Source organism: Synechococcus sp. H70.1 (assembly GCF_047502705.1).
GTDB lineage: Bacteria > Cyanobacteriota > Cyanobacteriia > Thermostichales > Thermostichaceae > Thermostichus.
Map to the genome: position 1 here is coordinate 39,771 of NZ_JANSIV010000152.1, position 16,055 is coordinate 55,825.

Below are 16,055 nucleotides of genomic sequence, written 5' to 3' on the forward strand. Positions count from 1 at the left end.
ACTGGAGGCCCCTGCCCCTATTCAGGGGCTTTTTCTTGAGCGGAGCTCTCGGGCCGCAGCAGGGGAAAGGCGATGACATCGCGGATGCTGGGAGCATCGCACAGTAGCATCACCAGGCGGTCAATGCCTAGACCCAGACCGCCGGTGGGAGGAAGGCCATATTCCAAGGCGGTGAGGAAGTCTTCGTCGAGAAAGTGGGCTTCTTCGTTGCCGGCTGCCTTCAGGGCTGCTTGGGCCTCCAGCCGCCGCCGCTGATCCACCGGATCGGTGAGTTCCGAGTAGGCGTTAGCTGTCTCCCGCCCGACAATGAACAGCTCAAAGCGCTCGGCCAACCCTGCCTTGCTGCGGTGAGGCTTGGTGAGCGGACACACCTCAAGGGGATAGTCCAGAACAAAGGTGGGTTGGCGCAGGCGGCTTTCACAACAGTGCTCAAAGGCCTTGACCAGCAACTGGCCAGGAGAGTCCTGGGGGGAGAGGTTGGGGATCCCTTGGGCGGCCAAGGCAGGCAAGAGCTCTTCGGTGCTTCCCTTTTCCACATCGATGAAAATACCAGTGGCCTCTTCCACCAACTCCTGCATCGTCACCCGTCGCCAGGGAGGAGTGAGGTCGATGGCTTCCCCTTGGTAGGTAAGCTGCAGGGATCCCCGTACCGCCAGGGCGGCGTTGCAGACCAAGGTTTCGGTAAGTTCCATCATCGTGTGGTAGTCAGCGAAGGCTTGGTAGGCCTCCAGCGAGGTAAACTCCGGGTTGTGGCGGGTGGAGATACCCTCATTGCGAAAGACCCGCCCAATTTCGTAAACCCGCTCGATCCCGCCTACCACCAACCGCTTTAGGTGTAACTCGGTAGCAATGCGGAGGTAGAGATCCAGATCTAGAGCGTTGTGGTGGGTAACAAAGGGCCGCGCCTCTGCCCCCCCAGGGATGACCTGCAGCACCGGCGTCTCAATTTCCACAAAACCTTGCTCTTCCAGCGTCTGCCGCAGGGAGCGGATGATCTTGGCCCGGTCGAGCAAGGTCTGCTTAACCTCAGGGTTAACAATGAGGTCGACGTAGCGCTGGCGGTAGCGTTTCTCCACATCCCGCAGGCCATGCCATTTGTCAGGCAGAGGCAAGAGGGCCTTAGTCAGGATCTGGTATTCGTCCACCCGCACCGATAGCTCCCCTTTTTTGGTGCGCTTGAGGCAGCCCTTAGCCCCCAACCAATCGCCCACGTCGATGAGCTTGTCTAGGTTCTTGAAGGCCCTCTCCCCCATGCGCTCTGTTAGCCGTTGCTCCTCCAGGTAAAGCTGGATGGTGCCGGAGCGATCCTGCAGGGTAAAGAAGGCCAGTTTGCCCATAACTCGCCGCGCCCGGATTCGCCCAGCCACTGCCACCTGGACGTCCTCCCGCTCTCCGCCAGGCTCCAGGTCCGCAAATTGCGCCTGCAACTCAGCAGCTAGGTGGGTAACAGGAAAAGAATAGGCATAGGGCAGGATCCCTTGTTCCTGCAGGTGGCGGGCTTTTTCCAGGCGGGCAGCCCGTTGAGCGGCTTCACTGCTGGTGGGAAGGGTGGACATAGCAGGAGAAAAGCTTATCTAACCAGAGTACTAAGATGAGGATCCCAGCCTTGTCCCCGCACGTTTTTAGGAACCTAGGGGCCTGGGCTTGAGTGCCTCCTTGGGAGGTTTATCCTTGGGCAAGGCTAGCCAAAAGGGACTGCAGCTGCTGGAGGTGAGCCCAGGCCCTGGAGCTCCCTTCTTGGCCGTGGCCAAGCTCCGCCTCCAATTGCTCCAGATGGCCTGCCAACTCCGCCCAGCGCTCTTGCTCGGCAGCAAGCGTAGCTTGCAGCTGGTTGAGACGCCCCCAGGTTTCGGCCAGGGCCTGGGTCCGGGCTCGCAAGGCTTCCTCCTCTTGCTCTAGCTGTTGCCACTGCTGCTCCAGCTCCTGCTGTTGGCGGGCCAGTTGCTCCTGCTGAGCTGAGAGGGAAGTTTCCAGTTGGCGGACAAGCGTTTGCAGGCGGTTTTTTTCCTGGAGCAGCTCCTGCTTTTGCTTAGCAATCTCCGCTAGGAGGGGGCCAATATCCACTCGAACTGGAGCGGCAGCCTGATTCTGTAGCTGTCTGAGGCGAGCCTCGTAGCGGGCTAGCTCCTCGTATTCCCGCTGCAGGTTTTTTTCCTGGGGCAGCAGAGCTTCTTCCAGGGCGCTACAGGCAGACTGGGCGTAGTCGATATCCATTTCCAGCTCCAACCGCTCTTCAGGAGAGGCGGTAGCCAGCCGCGCTTGCAGCTCCTGCAAAGTTTTCCGGTGCTGCTCCAGCTCGGCCCGCTGTTGGCTGACCTGGGCTGCTCGCTGCTCGTAGTCCTGGCGCATTTGGCTAACCAAAGCTGCCAGCTCCTCCACCGAGATCGCCGCCTCCCCACCGCCGTTGCTGCTGCCGTCGACAATGAAGTCGTACTCCTGAAGCAAACGATAGGCTTTTTGCTGGAGGCTCTCCTGGGAGTGCAACTGCTGGAGGATCCGCTGCAGCTGCTCTTGATAAAGCTGCAGGGATCGCTGCTGGGCCTGCCAGCTGGCCTGGCTTTGCTCTAGGGAATGGCGGGATCCCCACCAGGCAGCGCGACGCTCCCGCCAGGCTCGGTAGTCCCGATCCAGCTCCTCCTGGCAAAGTTGGGCTTGTTGTCGTTCCTGCTCCAGTTGGGCCAGCTGGCGATGGCAGTGCTCCTGCTCCTGTTGGAGTTGGCCTTTTAAACTTTGCAGAGGGGCCAGGGACGCCGTAGAGCAACTTAGATGCTCCTGAACTTCTTGCAGCAAAGCCTGGAGCTGGGCTGCTTCGGCTTCCCCCAGGCGGCGGGAGCGAGCTTCCTGGAGCTGGGCTTCCAGCTCCTGCCGCTGCCGGTTGAGAGCTTCTCGCTGCTCTCCAATCCAGCGCTGTTGCTCAGCCAGATAGGCTTGCTGGCTGGCCAGCTCTTCTTTGAGACTGTCCAGGAGTTTGCGCTCCTCCGCAACAGCCTTGTATTGCTCGTACAGCCGCTGCACCTCTTCTTCTTGGGCAGCCAACTCCATCTCGCGGCGGGTGAGCTCTTGAGCTTGAAAGGTGAGGGACTTGCGCCAATTCTCGATCTCTTCCTCTTGGCGGCGAACTCTCAGCTGAAGTTGGCTAAAACTTTGCAGGTAGGTTACTAGCTGGCGGGCAGCTTCACTAATGCGAGTCACCTGACGGTTGCCGGCAACCTCCGCCAGCACCAGCACTCCGTCCTTGAAGCGCCCGGTTTCTTGAGCAATCCGGCCCTCCAGAGGGATGGGGTCCTCGTTGACCGCCACCCAGGTGTTGTCCTGCTGTTGCTTAGCTAGCAGTTGTAAAGACGACTTGCCAAACCCAATGGACTTGGATAGCTCTGCTAGGTACAGCACGCCTGAACCCCCTTAGCCATAAACAGTTTGGGGCGGCCGCTAATGGTAGGTCAACCCATCTCGGTTGCTGCCTGATCCCAACTCAACGATAGGGTAAAAAAAACGCCCTCGCCAGATGCTGCCTAGAGAAGTCTAGAGGAGCTATTCAAACTGACCGCCGAGCCCTAGACTAGGGTGAGGTGGGAGGTTCTCTTCAGGGGCAATATGGAGCTGCAAAGTGAGCTACTTGCTATTCGTCGGCGTTCCCCTGCTCCAGAAGTGGTGGTGGCCTCGCAAGTCTATCGGACAACAGCGCCGGAGGCTCAGCCGCGCCACATTTTGGAGGCAATCGTCTGGCACAAAGAACGGGAGGTGGAGCGCCAACGGGAGCAGCTTCCCCTCAAGGAGTTGCAACGGCAACTGGATCAGGCCCCACCGGTGCGGGATTTTGTAGCTGCCCTTACCCAATCCCCTCACCCCGTCTCTGTCATTGCTGAGGTGAAAAGGGCATCTCCTAGCCGCGGCCTCCTCCGGGATCCCTTTGATCCGGTGGCCATTGCCCGCAGCTACGAAGCGGGGGGGGCCAGTTGCCTATCCGTGCTCACCGATGAGCGGTTTTTTCAGGGCAGCGGCGAGCACCTGCACCAGATCCGCAAGACAACAGGGATCCCCATCCTTTGCAAGGAGTTTATCCTCTACCCTTACCAAATTCTCTGGGCCCGCAGCCTAGGAGCGGACGCGGTGCTGCTGATTGCCGCCATTCTCTCGGATGCGGACTTGGGCTATTTTCTCAAGCTCATTCAGCAATTGGGTATGGCGGCCTTGCTGGAGGTGCACACCGCTCGGGAACTGGAGCGGGTTTTGGCCTTGCCACAACTGCCACAAGCTAAGGGGAAGGTGTTAATTGGAATCAACAATCGCGACTTGAGAACCTTTGCAGTGGACTTAAATACAACACGCAACCTCCTAGCCCTCTACCGGGAGCGCCTGGGCGATCTGCCTGTGGTCAGCGAGTCCGGCATCCACACCTCTAGGGATCTGCAGCAATTGCAAGCCTGGGGGGTGCGCGCCGTGCTGGTGGGGGAAGCGCTGGTCACGCAGCCGGATCCCGGTCAAGCTTTGCGCTCCCTGTTGTCGTCTTCGTAAACTCTTAGGAAACCTCTAAGGACGGGTCCCCTCTTAAATTGCTGAAATTGATGAAACGGATTCCAGTGCCAGCCCACATCCACTACGAATTTCTGCTGCGAGTTCTGGAGCGGCAGACGTTTCCGGCAGTCGAGGAACAAGATTTTGGCAACCGCGGCCGCGCGCAAGAGCTAATCACCTCTTTGCGCAAGGCCCTCACCCAACAGTTGCAACTGGAAGAAGAGTGGCGCCAGCGAGGCTACCAGGTGGACTACCGCTGGAACCTAGACGAGCCTCCTCCCTCTCCCTAATCTTCCGCTTGCCGGAAGATGGGGCTTTGGCTACGCTAGACAAGATGGGTCCAGGAGGACCTCCCGCGATGGTGGTTGTTTTGACGGTACCGGGGCTGGCCTGCTCAGCTTGCGTGGATACTGTTACCCAGGCGGTGCGGCAACGGGACCCCCAGGCGCAGGTGGAAGCGGATCCCAAGACCAAGCAGGTGCGGATTATTTCTGAGCAGATAGACACTGACTGGCGGCAGGTGCTTGCTCAAGTGGGCTATCCACCTGCCTAGGCAGGAACTCCAGTGGGAGCTTTCCCCTGGCTGGAGGGAGGTTCTTTCCCTCGCCTTTTTAACTTTGACTCTAAAAGTGGCCGTGTCAGATCCCACTTCCTCCGCCTCGAGCCCTGGTCTGCCCGCTTGTCCAGAGGTTACCGCAGTTCCTGGGGGCGCGCCATCGGCACAGGCCACCTGGCGCCTGGCCATCCACGGGATGAGCTGTGCCTCCTGTGCTGCCGGTATTGAACGGGCCCTGAGCCAGGTACCCGGTGTAACAGCGCAAACGGTAAGCTTTGCTAGCGAACAGGCTATCGTCCAAGGGGATCCTCGGCGGGTCACTCCTCAGGCCCTGCTCCAAGCAGTGGAGCTGGCAGGGTACCGAGCCCACCTCCTCCAGGACGATTGGCCACTGGCAGAGCCCGCCGATGCCGAGCGAATTGCCCAGCGGGCGGCAGAGCGGGAATTGAAGCAGAAGGTGGCCCTAGGGGTAGGGATCAGCACAGTGCTGCTGATTGGCTCACTGCCAATGATGCTGGGGAGGGAAATTCCAGGCCTACCCTCGTGGCTGCAGGATCCCAAGTTGCAGTTGCTGCTGACGCTGCCGGTGCAGTTCTGGGTGGGCCAGCCGTTTTACCGCGGCGCCTGGGCGGCTTGGCGGCGGCGAACGGCCGATATGAACACCCTAGTGGCCTTGGGAACAAGCGCTGCTTTCTTCTATTCCCTTTTTGCCACCGTCTTTCCCGACTTCTTCCACCGCCAGGGCCTGCACCCCGATGTGTATTACGAGGTAGCAGCGGTGGTCGTCACCCTAGTACTGGCGGGCAAGTGGATGGAGCAGCAGGCCAAAGCCCAAACCTCCGAGGCCATCCGCAAGCTAATGGGGCTGCAGCCGAAAACGGCAAGGGTCATCCGCGAGGGGGTGGAGCAGGAGATCCCAATTGCAGCAGTGCAGGTGGGGGATTGGATCCGAGTGCGCCCCGGTGAGCAGGTGCCGGTGGATGGGGTCATTCTAGAGGGATCCTCCAGTCTGGACGAGTCGATGGTGACCGGCGAGAGCCTGCCGGTAAGCAAATCGGTAGGGGATGAGGTCATTGGGGCCACCCTCAACCAGACAGGCAGCTTTGTGATGGAAGCGCGGCGGGTGGGCAAAGATACGCTTCTGGCCCAGATTGTGCGCCTAGTGCAGGAAGCTCAAGGATCCAAGGCTCCCATTCAGCAGGTGGCAGATCGGGTTACCTCGTGGTTTGTGCCGGCGGTGATTGGAGTGGCAGCAGTGACGTTTGGGCTCTGGTGGGGGCTGGCGGGCAACCCGACGCTCGCTTTGGTGAATACCGTCGGGGTGCTGGTCATGGCCTGCCCCTGTGCCCTGGGCTTGGCCACCCCTACCTCGATCCAGGTGGCAACAGGGCGAGGAGCAGAGCTGGGGATCCTGGTGAAGCGGGCCGAGAGCTTAGAGCTACTGGCCCATCAGCTGGCCACGGTGGTCTTCGACAAAACCGGCACTCTCACCGCCGGCTGTCCCGCTGTTACGGATATCTGGACTCCCACCTCTTCTCCTCTGGCGCTGTTGCGTCTAGCGGCTGCGGCGGAACAGTACTCCGAGCATCCTCTAGGCCGGGCAGTGGTGCAAAAAGCCAAAGCCGAAGGGATCGCGCTCCCGCCGGCCCAGTCCTTCCAGGTCAGGGTAGGCGAGGGGGTAGAGGCCTGGGTGGAGGGCCAGCAGGTGCGTGTTGGTCGCCTGAGCTGGCTACAGCAGATGGGGATCCCCTGCCCTCCTGCTAGCGGGGAACAGGCCCAGGCTTGGGAGAGCGAGGGCAAAACGGCCATTGGCGTGGCCCAAGGGGGGAGTCTTCTGGGACTGCTGGCCATTGCCGATCCGCTAAAGCCCACCTCCGCGGCAGCGGTGCAACAGCTGCAACAAATGGGGCTGGAGGTGGTTATGCTAACTGGCGACAACTCCACCACTGCCCAAGCCATTGCCCGCCAAGTCGGAATCCAGCGGGTAATCGCCCAGGTCCGTCCTGAGCAAAAGGCAGCCTTGATTCGCCAGCTAAGGCGGCCTCAGCGGCGGGTGGCGATGGTGGGGGATGGCATTAACGATGCGCCGGCCTTGGCTGAGGCCGATGTGGGGATCGCCATTGGAACAGGCACGGACGTGGCCATGGCCACCAGTGACATTACCCTGGTATCTGGCGATTTGCGGGGTGTGGTTGCTGCCATCCAACTTAGCCGGGCCACCCTCGCCAACATTCGCCAAAACCTCTTCTTTGCCTTTATCTACAACATCCTGGGGATCCCTATTGCCGCTGGAGCGCTCTATCCCTTCACTGGCTGGCTGCTCAATCCCATGCTGGCAGGGGCAGCCATGGCCCTTAGTTCCGTCTCGGTGGTGGCCAATGCCCTGCGCCTAAGGCATTTTCGGCCCTCACCCCCAGCCTCTCTTCCTCTGGGACAGGGGAGTTAGGGATCAAGGCAAGGGGCTGGAGTTATCTTCTCGGAGGCGGCCATCCCCCCAGGGGGGCTTGGTGAACGCCAGGCAGCAAGCTAACCTAAAAAGCCCAGGCAGATTGGGGACAGCGCGGTGCTACTCTGGAGCCCCCACCTGCCAGTGTTCTGTACCCCTTGCGATTGATAAAACGGAGCTTTTTGTGTCGAGTACCCTTAGGTTTTCCCCCTCCCTTGCCGTTGGGCAGTCTTCTCCTGCCCCTTTGCCCTTGCTGCTCATTGGCCATGGCTCCCGGGATCCGGAGGGGCGGCAAGCCTTTCTGGAGCTGGCCCAGGCTTACCAAGCCCGCACCCCCCAACGGCCAGTGATCCCCTGCTTTCTGGAGCTGACCCAGCCAACCATTGCCCAAGGGGTGGAGCAGTGTTTGGCCCAAGGGTGGCAGGAAATCGTAGCCCTACCGCTGCTGCTGTTTGGGGCGCGCCACGACAAGTTTGACGTGACCACCGAGCTGGATCGCCTCCAGGCTCTTTACCCCCAGTTGCGCATTCACTACGGCGGGCCGCTGGGGATCCGCGTCGAAATCCTCCAGTTGCTGCGAGAGCGATTGGCCGCTTTGCTGGCCGCCCAGCCCCGGCGGATCCCAGCAATTGAGACGGTGCTGCTGTTCGTTGGCCGCGGCTCCAGCGATCCCGAAGCCAACGCTGAAGCGTGTAAGCTGGCTCGGCTCCTTTGGGAAGGGTCCGGGTTTGCTGCTGTGGAGACCTGCTTTATCGGCATTACCCATCCCCGCCTGCCGGTGGGGTTGCAACGAGCCCTCTCCTGGCAGCCGCGCCGGGTCATTGTGTTGCCTTATTTCCTCTTTACGGGGGTACTGGTAAAAAAAATTGAGGCGGCTGTGCAAGAGCAGCGGCGCTGCCACCCCGAGATTGACTGGCTGATGCTGCCGGAATTGGGCCTTGAGGAGGCAGTGCTGCACAGCCTGCAGCAACTGGAGCAGGAAGCTCTCCAGGGCCAAACCCAGGTGAACTGCCACCTCTGCAAGTTTCGCCTGGCGGTGAGTGCAAAGCTGGGAGTGGGGCATACCCACCACCATCCCCATGACCACCACTCTTATGGGCAGGGATCCCATCACCACCCCCCTCACCTAGAGCACAGCCATACCCACGCAGGGGCTGCGGATCCCTGGGCCACCTTGGAGGACTACCACCAACGAGCTTGGCAGGTGCCCTAGGAGGGGGGCAGGATAAACTGGGGGTGGCAGGCGTCTTCTCGATCCCCTGTGGAGGGTAACAAAATGCCAAGGCTCTCCCGCTCCTCTTGGATCTCAGGTGCCGCTGCTGCGGGGAGCGGGCTCTGCGTCGCGGCGGGGGTGGCCGCTCTTCTGGATCGCATCCTGCCCACCCTGCCCAAAGTTTCCCTGGCCGGGATCCCTGGCCTGGCGGCCGGGCTGGCAGCCGCCTACGGGGTTTGGTGGGTGGCCCGGCTAGCGTTGCAGTCGGCTTCTTGGGGCAGCTTTCGAGAAGCGCTGCTGGAGGCTCTCTCTCCCTTCGACCCTGCCGATCACGGCGGCCAGCCACGGCAGCAACCCCAGCCTAGCCCAGAGCAAGCGCTGATTCAGCTGCAGTCCCAGGTCGCTGCCCTGAGGGCGGAATTGGAGCGCCAAGGGCTCCAACTGCAGCAGTCGGAAGCCGAGCGGCTTCAACTCCAGCAGCAGCAACAAAAGCTCGAGGGTCTCCTGCAGCGCACAGAATGGGAAAACCAAAAGCTGCGCTCCCAGCAAGAGGAGTGGGCCCGGCAACTGGAGCAATGCCAGCAGGAGGTGCAAACGTTGCGGGAGTCCTGCCATGCTCTAGCAACTCTCTGCGAGATTAGCTTTACCCTCATCCCCAAACCCTCGGCGGGAGTAGCTGCGGCTAGCCACCTTTGCCCACCCGCTGCAGCACAAACACACTCCCCTCGTTGCCCCGACCTATCCGTAAGTCTTCATCCAAATAGGTAATATCCAGCCAGCCTGTGGGCTCGCGGCGAAGGAGGTCGACCTTCAGCGCTGGGATCCGCTCTGGAGCCCATTCAAGCAAATAGAGGAAACTCTCAATCTCGTAGCTCATCAACGCCTGGGATCCCAGCAGCAGTCGCTTGAAAACCACCCGAATCCGACGTTGCGATTCGGGGTAGAAGCGGGCTGCCACCGCCAAAACCCCCCGCGGCAGCCAGGCCTCTAGCCAGCCGGATCCCTGGATTTCGGCTACGTTAAAAACTTGACCCTTTTGGGCCCGAATGCACTGATAGATCGCGCCGGTGGTTAAAAGGGGCAACTGGGCCAGCCGCAACAAAGCGGCGCTGGTGGTGAATAGGTTGAGCCAATTCCCCTCCAGCCGCTCAGGAGCTGCCAGGGGCTCAGGGGTGGGGTTGAGGGCCTCCAGCGCGGCAATCTGAGACAGGATTTGACTTTTTTGGTCGGGCGATAGCTTGCCGCCCCGGTCCGTTGTCTGCAAGAGGCGCAACAGCACCGCTTTTTGCTCAGCTAAAGCTCTAGGCATGGGCCTACCCAGGAGCACGACCCTATTCTAGGAGCTAACGACCGCTGAGCGGGGCAGCCAGGATCCCACCCCTCAGCCGCCCGCCTCTTCTGCCCACTGCAGGTCTGCCACCTGCTCGTAGCCCAGCCCGGCTCGCACCAGGAGCGGCTTCGGCCCTGTGAGATCGATTACGGTTGAGACCTGGGCACGATAGGGGGCCTCGTCGTCCACTATTAGATCCACTTGCTTCTCCAGCTGGCGCATTTCCTCAGCGGTAAAGATTCCCCCCTCCTCCCCCACCGTCGCCGGATCAAAGCCCACTTCCAGGGAGCCCACAGGATCCCCGCCCAGCTTGGCCGAGGTAGAGACGATGGGGTTGCCCAACTCGGCCAACAGCGCCTGGCAGATGGCCGAATCCGGCACGCGGATGCCGGTGGTTTTCCGCTTGGGATCCATCACCAACCTGGGCACCAGCTTGGTGGCTGGCAGCAGAAACGTAAACGGGCCAGGGACTAGCCGCCGCATTAGCCGATAAGCGGGATCACTCACCTGGGCATACTGGGCAATCTGGGAAAGCGAGGGGCACAGAAAAGTAAGAGGTTTGTCGTTGGACAGCCGCTTGATGCGCCGCACCCGCTCCACGGCCTGCTTGTGGGTAACATCGCAGCCAATGGCATAGACCGTATCGGTGGGGTAAAGCATCACCGCCCCCTCGCGGAGAGCAGCTGCAATGCGCTGGATGAAACGGGGCTGGGGGTGCTGGGAATGGATCCTAAAGTACTCGGCCATGAGGGAGAGAAAACCTCAAGCTTCAGGAGGACTTTCCGCCACTTCCACCATAGGACGAGGGGTGGGCGGCACCGACAGGGATCCCTGCGGCCAGTCCTTGAGCTGCTGCATCAGGGCCTGGATGTGCAAACGCGGCAGGTAGGGCCAGTCACCTGCCTCCTCTAGCTCCTGCAGCACTCGATAGAGCTCGTGCCGAGTGTTGGGCAAAGCTTCTTGGAAGGCTCCCTCCAAAATAGTGCGGTGCAGATCCTCCAACAGGCGCAGCAGCATTAACAGCTCTAGACAGACTCCTGCCCTCGCCTGCGCTGCCTGCTCAACGGCCCGCTTAATCTGGCGCAAGTCGGGTGGCAGATTCTCCTCGGAGATATACATCTGGGCTATGGGAAAGCAGGGGCACTCCTATTCTAGGCTTCTCCTGAGCTGCAGCTGGCTGGATCTTGCTTCTCCCTCCTCCAGGAGAGGGCTCTGGATCCCGGCCCAGCCCCTGCCACACCCGCTGCAGGAGAGAATCCAGACCCTGCCTGGCCACTGCTGAGATGGCCAATACCGGAGCGCCGACAGCAGCCGCAAGCCGCTGGGTGCGCTCGACAACCTCCCGCGGCTCGAGGGCGTCGATTTTGTTTAAAACCACCATCTGTGGCTTGTCGATTAGCCCGTGGCCATAGGCACGCAACTCCTGCTGCACAATTTGGTAATCCCTGACCGGATCGGCGGCCGTGCCGTCCACCAGATGAATCAGCAGCCGCGTGCGCTCCACATGGCGCAAAAAGTCATGCCCCAGCCCTACCCCTCGGTGGGCTCCCTCAATGAGCCCGGGAATATCGGCAAACACCACTCCATCCCCCGAGGGATGGGGCACCACTCCCAAATTGGGCTGCAGCGTGGTGAAGGGGTAATCGGCAATCTTAGGGCGGGCGGAGGAGACCACGGAAATTAAGGTTGACTTGCCGGCGTTCGGCAAGCCGACGATCCCCACTTCAGCAATGAGCTTCAGCTCTAGGCGCAGCCGCACTCGCTCTCCCGGCTGACCCCTGGTAAAGCGGCGGGGGGCGCGATCGTGGTTACTCAAGAAGTGGGCATTGCCCAAACCCCCTTTGCCGCCGCGGGCCACCAGCAGTTGATCCCCCGGCTGCACCAGATCCCCGAGGAGCTCGCCCGTTTCCGCGTTGAACACCATCGTGCCACAGGGCACCCGCACCAGCCGATCTGCACCACTGGCCCCCGTGCGCTGGTTGGGTCCTCCTTTTGACCCGTCTTCAGCTTTGATTACCGGCTGGAAGCGAAAGTCTAGCAAGGTCTGCAGGCCGGGATCGGCTACCAGAATTACCGAGCCGCCCCGCCCCCCATTGCCACCCGAGGGTCCGCCGGCAGGGACGTACTTCTCGCGGCGGAAGGCAACGATGCCATCCCCGCCATTTCCCCCCTGCACCTCAATTTCCACTTGGTCAATGAAATGCAACTGCCTCTCTCCCAAACCTCTTTGGGCCACCTCCTTCTAGCTTGGCAAGCTTGCAAGGAAACTTGCCACAAAAGCTTCTTTTTTGAGCTAGGATAGTGTTTCCAGCGCCCACCCTAGGTGGGGTGGGAAGGTGGAGGCGCGCTGGTGCCTTCACCCAGGCTAAGCTCAGCTCTCTTTGAACTTGTGCAACTACCTTTGCTACCAGGCCCCTATGACTCGAGTTACCGCTGCTGCCGATGTTGGTTTTACCACCGAGGACTTTGCTGCTCTCCTGGATAAGTACGACTATCACTTTAGCCCCGGCGAAATTGTAACCGGCACAGTCTTTTCGGTGGAACCGGGCGGCGCGTTAATCGACATTGGGGCCAAAACGGCTGCCTTTCTGCCTCTGCAGGAGATGTCTATTAGCCGGGTGGAGGATCCGCACGAGGTCCTGCAGCCGGGGGAAACGCGTGAGTTTTTCATCCTCACCGAAGAGAACGAGGAGGGGCAGCTGACCCTTTCTATCCGCCGCATTGAGTACATGCGGGCCTGGGAACGGGTGCGCCAGCTTCAAAAGGAGGATGCCACGGTGCGGGCCACCATTTTTGCCACCAACCGTGGGGGCGCCCTGGTGCGCATTGAGGGACTGCGCGGGTTTATCCCCGGCTCCCACATCAGCACCCGCAAGCCCAAGGAAGAGCTGGTGGGCGAGGAACTGCCCCTGAAGTTTCTCGAGGTGGACGAAGACCGCAACCGCTTGGTGTTAAGCCATCGCCGGGCCCTGGTGGAGCGGAAGATGAACAAGCTGGAGGTGGGCGAGGTAGTAGTCGGCACAGTGCGTGGCATCAAGCCCTACGGGGCCTTCATCGATATTGGCGGCGTCTCCGGCTTGCTGCACATCTCCGAAATCTCCCACGAGCATGTCGATACCCCCCACAGCGTCTTCAACGTCAACGATGAAGTGAAGGTAATGATCATTGACCTAGACGCAGAACGGGGTCGAATTTCGCTATCGACTAAGCAACTGGAGCCCAATCCCGGCGATATGCTGCGGGATCCCAAGCTGGTCTACGAGAAAGCGGAGGAGATGGCAGCCAAGTACCGCGAGCAACTGCGGGCTGCCAAGCAAGAACAGGCGGGACAGGCGGAGGAAGCACAGCTGGAGGTGGCAGAAGAAGAGCTGGAATATGCGGCAACAGCAGTGGAGTAGAGCAGGCAGGCTGGGGGGTGTCGACCTGGCCCTAGGGGCATCTGCTGGGAAGCCTAGCGCAGCAAGCCTAGGGCAGCAGCGGTGGCAGGGTGTTTGTCCATGGGCGTCTGCGGCTACCTCTACACGCCTGCCTATGCTCCTTGGCCGGAGGAGGAGCTGGCTTGGCTAAAAGCCCACGGGGCGAATCCCCTCTGGCACGACTGGGGATCCCGTGCCTACCTGGAGGAACTGCTGCAGGAGGTTGCCAGGGGCTCGGTGCAGCAGGTGCTGCTGGTGCGCCTAGCAGATCTAGGAGACCAGGTGGAGGAGGTGCACGGGCGGCTGCTGCAAATCCAACAGGCTGGGATCCGCCTTAGCCTAGTTAGTGCTGACGGCCTGCAAACCCCTAGCACTCCCAGCGACTGGATCCCGCTGCTGGCCGAGATTCCCCATCACTTGCAAAGTCGCCGTCTCCGTCAACGCCAAGCCCAAAGCCGTCTGGCGGGCAAGCCTCCCCCTGGGCCACCTCCCTTTGGCTACCGCCGCGAAGGGGGACGCTATGTCCCGGATTGCCGCCAGGCCCCTATTGTTCAGGATTTTTTCCAGCACTTTCTCCGCTACGGATCCCTGCGCCAGGCGGTGCGCTTCATTGCTGAGAAACACCACAAGCACATCTCCGTAGCCACTGGGCGCAACTGGCTGCTCAACCCGGTCTACCGAGGGGATCTGGCTTACGCCGATGGCACCGTTCTGCGCGATACTCATCCAGCTCTCCTCAGCCGCACCGAAGCCGCCCAGATCGATCGCTGGCTAAAGCGCAACCAAGGGATCCCGCGCCGCAGCGCCAGTGCCTCCCGCGCCTTGGCCGGCCTCGTCCACTGCCGGACCTGTGGCGGCCTTTTGCGCATTGTGCAAACCACCCCCGGCAAGGGCAAGCAGAACGGCTCTTCTTACCTCTACTTGCGCTGCCAAGCCTGTCGCTATAGCCTCCGCTATGCTGAAGTCTTGCAGGAGGTGATCCGCCAGGTCTGCGAACAGCTTCCCCACCGTGCCCAAAACCTGGATTGGCAGGCCCTAGACCGAACCCGCCAACAGCTCCAAGCCCAGATCCAGGCCAACAGCGAGCGGCTGCGGCAACTGGAGGCGCTGCAGCAATCTGGACTGATGGATGAGCCCTCGCTGGCCCAGCGCTGCTACCAGCTGCGAGCTGAGACCGCCCGCTTGGCCCAAAAGCTGGAACAGCTCCCCCCTGCTAAGCTTACCCAGACCATCCAAACCCTCTCCATCCCACCCTTCTGGCAGGATCTCAGCGAGAGCGAGCGCCGCACCTACCTGCGGGAATTCCTACGCGGGGTTGAGGTGGATTCTACAGGGGCGGTGCGGCTTCTCTTTGCCTTTGATCCCTAGAGATTGCAGGGCTTTGCCCACCTGGCCCCGCTTTGCAGGAGCGGAAGCCGAGCTTGTATCTAAAAATGAAGGGACTGACCCGGAAAAGCGTCGCAAACCTTATCAATTCTTTGTCCAGCTCCCTTTCCACTCCAAGATGGATCCTGCAGGGATCCGGAGGATCCCACTTTAGGAAGGAGTTGGATAGGGAGGGACCAATGCAACCCACTGTCGTCATTACTGGTGCTTCCTCGGGCGTTGGCCTGTATGCGTCCTTGGCTTTGGCCAAGCGGGGCTGGCACGTAGTCATGGCCTGTCGGGATCTGGACAAGGGCCGGCGGATGGCCGAGGAGGTGGGGATCCCAGAGGGGAGCTATAGCCTAATGCCAATTGATCTGGCTAGCCTGGCCAGCGTGCGGCAATTTGTCGAGCAGTTCCGCCAGTCGGGCCGCTCTCTGGATGCCCTGGTGTGCAACGCCGCCATCTACATGCCCCTGCTCAAGCAGCCCCTGCGCAGCCCCGAGGGCTACGAGCTAACGATGGCCACCAACCACCTGGGACACTTCCTCCTCTGCCGCCTAATGCTGGAGGATCTCCAGCGCTCCCCTTACCCGGACCGGCGTCTGGTCATCTTAGGGACGGTTACCCACAACCCCAAGGAGCTGGGAGGCAAGATCCCTCCCCAACCCCACCTGGGAGATCTGCGGGGCTTTGCCCAGGGCTTTAAGGAACCCATCAGCATGGCCGATGGCGGCAAGTTCGATCCCGTCAAAGCCTACAAAGACAGCAAAGTTTGCAACATCATCACCATGCGGGAACTGCACCGCCGCTTCCACGAAAGCACCGGCATCACCTTTCTCTCCCTCTATCCTGGCTGTGTGGCAGAAACCGGCCTCTTCCGCCACCACTATCCCTTGTTCCAAAAGCTTTTCCCCTGGTTTCAAAAAAACATCACTGGCGGCTATGTCTCCCAGGAGCTGGCCGGCGAACGGGTAGCGCAGGTGGTGGCCGATCCCGAATTTCGCCATTCGGGATTCTACTGGAGCTGGGGCAACCGGCAACGGAAAAATGCCAAACCCTTTAACCAAGAGGTTTCCGACGAAGCAAAGGATGAAGCCAAAGCCAAGTTGCTCTGGGAGCTGAGCGAGAAATTGGTGGGCCTGCCCCAGTTGGCAGCCCTCTAGCGCTGGCAATCCTTCCGCTTGGTTGCATGGCCTGTCCCCCCAATTCTG

15 protein-coding genes are annotated in these 16,055 nt (G+C 60.9%); 9 read left to right on the top strand and 6 right to left on the bottom strand.

Annotation, left to right across the window (positions count from 1 at the left end):
* Positions 1 to 17: 17 nt before the first annotated feature.
* Complete coding sequence (gene lysS / locus NW827_RS10215; protein ID WP_414404151.1) at positions 18 to 1,556, bottom strand: lysine--tRNA ligase; 1,539 nt, start codon at positions 1,554 to 1,556, stop codon at positions 18 to 20.
* Between the two features lie 109 nt (positions 1,557 to 1,665).
* Complete coding sequence (hmpF, locus tag NW827_RS10220) at positions 1,666 to 3,390, bottom strand: pilus motility taxis protein HmpF (protein ID WP_414503649.1); 1,725 nt, start codon at positions 3,388 to 3,390, stop codon at positions 1,666 to 1,668.
* 204 nt (positions 3,391 to 3,594) lie between these two features.
* On the opposite strand from hmpF, the gene trpC reads away from it, so the two are divergent.
* The 6 genes from trpC to NW827_RS10250 all read left to right on the top strand — a co-directional run bounded on the left by trpC (position 3,595) and on the right by NW827_RS10250 (position 9,498).
* Entirely contained in the window at positions 3,595 to 4,515 is a 921-nt protein-coding gene (trpC, locus tag NW827_RS10225; protein WP_414362225.1) for an indole-3-glycerol phosphate synthase TrpC, read from the top strand.
* A 50-nt stretch (positions 4,516 to 4,565) separates the two neighbouring features.
* Complete coding sequence (locus tag NW827_RS10230) at positions 4,566 to 4,805, top strand: DUF5340 domain-containing protein (RefSeq protein ID WP_414362223.1); 240 nt, start codon at positions 4,566 to 4,568, stop codon at positions 4,803 to 4,805.
* A 68-nt stretch (positions 4,806 to 4,873) separates the two neighbouring features.
* Positions 4,874 to 5,068 carry a heavy-metal-associated domain-containing protein gene (locus NW827_RS10235; RefSeq protein ID WP_414362221.1) on the top strand — a complete coding sequence of 65 codons (195 nt, stop codon included), beginning with the start codon at positions 4,874 to 4,876 and terminating at the stop codon, positions 5,066 to 5,068.
* 184 nt (positions 5,069 to 5,252) lie between these two features.
* Positions 5,253 to 7,517, top strand: a complete 2,265-nt coding sequence (locus tag NW827_RS10240) for a heavy metal translocating P-type ATPase (protein WP_414404184.1) — start codon at positions 5,253 to 5,255, stop codon at positions 7,515 to 7,517.
* 184 nt (positions 7,518 to 7,701) lie between these two features.
* Complete coding sequence (locus tag NW827_RS10245) at positions 7,702 to 8,730, top strand: sirohydrochlorin chelatase (protein ID WP_414404149.1); 1,029 nt, start codon at positions 7,702 to 7,704, stop codon at positions 8,728 to 8,730.
* Positions 8,731 to 8,793: 63 nt separating this feature from the next.
* Positions 8,794 to 9,498 (top strand): hypothetical protein, encoded by a 705-nt coding sequence (locus tag NW827_RS10250; protein ID WP_414404148.1) that lies wholly within the window; start codon positions 8,794 to 8,796, stop codon positions 9,496 to 9,498.
* On the opposite strand, the gene NW827_RS10255 is transcribed toward NW827_RS10250, so the two are convergent.
* From NW827_RS10255 to obgE, 4 genes are all read right to left on the bottom strand, one after another.
* Positions 9,413 to 10,039, bottom strand: coding sequence for a PAP/fibrillin family protein (locus NW827_RS10255; RefSeq protein ID WP_414404147.1), 627 nt, complete (start codon positions 10,037 to 10,039; stop codon positions 9,413 to 9,415). The genes NW827_RS10250 and NW827_RS10255 overlap by 86 nt on opposite strands.
* 72 nt (positions 10,040 to 10,111) lie before the next feature.
* Positions 10,112 to 10,807, bottom strand: coding sequence for an L-threonylcarbamoyladenylate synthase (locus tag NW827_RS10260; protein WP_414362214.1), 696 nt, complete (start codon positions 10,805 to 10,807; stop codon positions 10,112 to 10,114).
* Positions 10,808 to 10,822: 15 nt separating this feature from the next.
* The gene (locus tag NW827_RS10265) at positions 10,823 to 11,146 is read right to left on the bottom strand and encodes a hypothetical protein (RefSeq protein ID WP_414362212.1); all 324 of its coding nucleotides are present in this window, start codon (positions 11,144 to 11,146) and stop codon (positions 10,823 to 10,825) included.
* Positions 11,133 to 12,266: a GTPase ObgE gene (gene obgE, locus NW827_RS10270; RefSeq protein ID WP_414404183.1), complete on the bottom strand. Its 1,134-nt coding sequence runs from the start codon at positions 12,264 to 12,266 to the stop codon at positions 11,133 to 11,135. Before obgE ends, NW827_RS10265 begins: the two co-directional genes overlap by 14 nt.
* 211 nt (positions 12,267 to 12,477) lie before the next feature.
* On the opposite strand from obgE, the gene NW827_RS10275 reads away from it, so the two are divergent.
* From NW827_RS10275 to NW827_RS10285, 3 genes are all read left to right on the top strand, one after another.
* Positions 12,478 to 13,458: a 30S ribosomal protein S1 gene (locus tag NW827_RS10275; RefSeq protein ID WP_414362210.1), complete on the top strand. Its 981-nt coding sequence runs from the start codon at positions 12,478 to 12,480 to the stop codon at positions 13,456 to 13,458.
* A 99-nt stretch (positions 13,459 to 13,557) separates the two neighbouring features.
* On the top strand, positions 13,558 to 14,844 hold the full coding sequence (locus NW827_RS10280) for a recombinase family protein (RefSeq protein WP_414362296.1): 1,287 nt from the start codon (positions 13,558 to 13,560) through the stop codon (positions 14,842 to 14,844).
* 197 nt (positions 14,845 to 15,041) lie between these two features.
* Positions 15,042 to 16,007: a protochlorophyllide reductase gene (locus NW827_RS10285; RefSeq protein ID WP_414362209.1), complete on the top strand. Its 966-nt coding sequence runs from the start codon at positions 15,042 to 15,044 to the stop codon at positions 16,005 to 16,007.
* Positions 16,008 to 16,055: the final 48 nt, after the last annotated feature.

What these genes read in the sequence shown, in the direction of transcription:
- NW827_RS10250 (WP_414404148.1), top strand. Translation starts at nt 8,794, where the DNA reads ATGCCAAGGCTCTCCCGCTCCTCTTGGATCTCAGGTGCCGCTGCTGCG.
- NW827_RS10280 (WP_414362296.1), top strand. Translation starts at nt 13,558, where the DNA reads ATGGGCGTCTGCGGCTACCTCTACACGCCTGCCTATGCTCCTTGGCCG.
- NW827_RS10260 (WP_414362214.1), bottom strand. Translation starts at nt 10,807, where the DNA reads ATGGCCGAGTACTTTAGGATCCATTCCCAGCACCCCCAGCCCCGTTTC.
- NW827_RS10285 (WP_414362209.1), top strand. Translation starts at nt 15,042, where the DNA reads ATGCAACCCACTGTCGTCATTACTGGTGCTTCCTCGGGCGTTGGCCTG.
- lysS (WP_414404151.1), bottom strand. Translation starts at nt 1,556, where the DNA reads ATGTCCACCCTTCCCACCAGCAGTGAAGCCGCTCAACGGGCTGCCCGC.
- NW827_RS10230 (WP_414362223.1), top strand. Translation starts at nt 4,566, where the DNA reads ATGAAACGGATTCCAGTGCCAGCCCACATCCACTACGAATTTCTGCTG.
- NW827_RS10235 (WP_414362221.1), top strand. Translation starts at nt 4,874, where the DNA reads ATGGTGGTTGTTTTGACGGTACCGGGGCTGGCCTGCTCAGCTTGCGTG.
- NW827_RS10275 (WP_414362210.1), top strand. Translation starts at nt 12,478, where the DNA reads ATGACTCGAGTTACCGCTGCTGCCGATGTTGGTTTTACCACCGAGGAC.
- trpC (WP_414362225.1), top strand. Translation starts at nt 3,595, where the DNA reads ATGGAGCTGCAAAGTGAGCTACTTGCTATTCGTCGGCGTTCCCCTGCT.
- NW827_RS10255 (WP_414404147.1), bottom strand. Translation starts at nt 10,039, where the DNA reads ATGCCTAGAGCTTTAGCTGAGCAAAAAGCGGTGCTGTTGCGCCTCTTG.